Origin of the sequence: Odoribacter laneus YIT 12061 (assembly GCF_000243215.1) — a bacterium.
In the GTDB taxonomy this organism is placed as follows: Bacteria; Bacteroidota; Bacteroidia; order Bacteroidales; family Marinifilaceae; genus Culturomica; species Culturomica lanea.
On record NZ_JH594596.1, the window covers coordinates 389,581 to 390,993 of the forward strand.

1 protein-coding gene is annotated in these 1,413 nt (G+C 37.7%); it reads left to right on the plus strand.

Annotated features, from left to right (window positions below):
* A partial coding sequence (locus HMPREF9449_RS01620) for a M64 family metallopeptidase (protein WP_009135480.1) occupies nucleotides 1-840 on the plus strand: 840 nt, incomplete at its 5' end.
* Nucleotides 841-1,413 lie beyond the last annotated feature (573 nt).

Sequence of the window (1,413 nt, forward strand, 5' to 3'; positions counted from 1 at the left end):
ATGGAGTATGCTATGGAGTCGTTCTTTTCGATCGAACCGACGAAAACCTACCGTGATTACTTTAACGTCCATATGGTTTATGCCGTTTCGCGTAAAGCTTGTGTTGGGGATGACCCGACTCAGACGGCTCTTGGAACGGTATGGGATAAGGTCAATGGAGTTACCAACCGCTTAATTCAGTTACCCGACTATGTTTATATTCCCGTTTCTCGCGGGGTAATTCCTTATCCTTCCATAATAGTGAACGGTAAGAAGACAGGTTTTGCTCTTGTAGAAGGTACAGGTATAATTAAGCCGAACTATGCTTTTTCCTGTTATCTTTGTGGAGGACTTGACTATTTGAAATATCTTATTCTCCATGAATCCGTAGGTCACGGTTTTGGTTTATTAGGGGACGAATATGTCGATTATATAGATCAGGAATTACCCGAAAGTAATAAGAATAGATTAAAATTGGATCAGGCGAAAGGTTTATGTCTTAATTTATCACTGACGAATGATTCCCAGTCGGTTTATTGGTCTCATTTGATTGGTCATCCGCGCTATCCTTATGTAGGTGTCTATGAAGGAGGATATAAATATGATAAGGGCGTTTGGAGGTCAGAACTGGTAAGCCTTATGAGTACATTATTAACAGATTTATATTTTAATGCAATCAGTCGTGAATTGTTGGTAAAACGAATCCTTGAGCTTTCAGGGGAAGGCTATAGTTTCGATAAATTTCTGCAAAAGGACAGTGACGAAGGACGTCCTACCGGAGGTTCCTTATCCTTGTCTCCCTTTCGTTCTACAAGCATAGATTGGATTGATCGTCTGTCGGTAGGGCCTGATGAACCTTAAAGAAATAAGAATGCGTTTGTGCAGAAAAATTCTATCGTTTGTTTTATGTCTTTCTTTAGGAAGTGTTTAATTCGTTTTTCTTTGTATTTAATCGGCATGCTCTGACTGAATTAAAGTTTTGATGGATAGTTTGGAAAAGTATTTCAGATTTTTCTATAAACAATTTTATTTTTTTACTGAAAGATATATTATATATAAATAAGTTAATTAATGTTTTATTTTATGGTCTATTATTAATATATTTAACTGATCTTAAAGAGATAGAATTTTCTGATTAGTTTAAACAAATAAGAAGTATGTTACGACTTACAAAAATTATATTGTTGTTTTTTTGCAGTCTTTTTGTTATCCAGTTTTCTTTGGAGCTGCAGTGAGGACAAAAAAGAAGAAATTCTCCCACCGCCAGTGGAGCCTTGTCTGACGGTAAAATCGGATCTTTATCCTTTGAATGCTCGGGGAGACAGTACTGAACTGGTGTTTACCACCAATGAATCCTGGAACATCGTTACGGAAACCGAAGAGGAGAAGCGGGACTGGTACCGTGTGTATCCGCTTTCCGGGGATGCCGGAGAG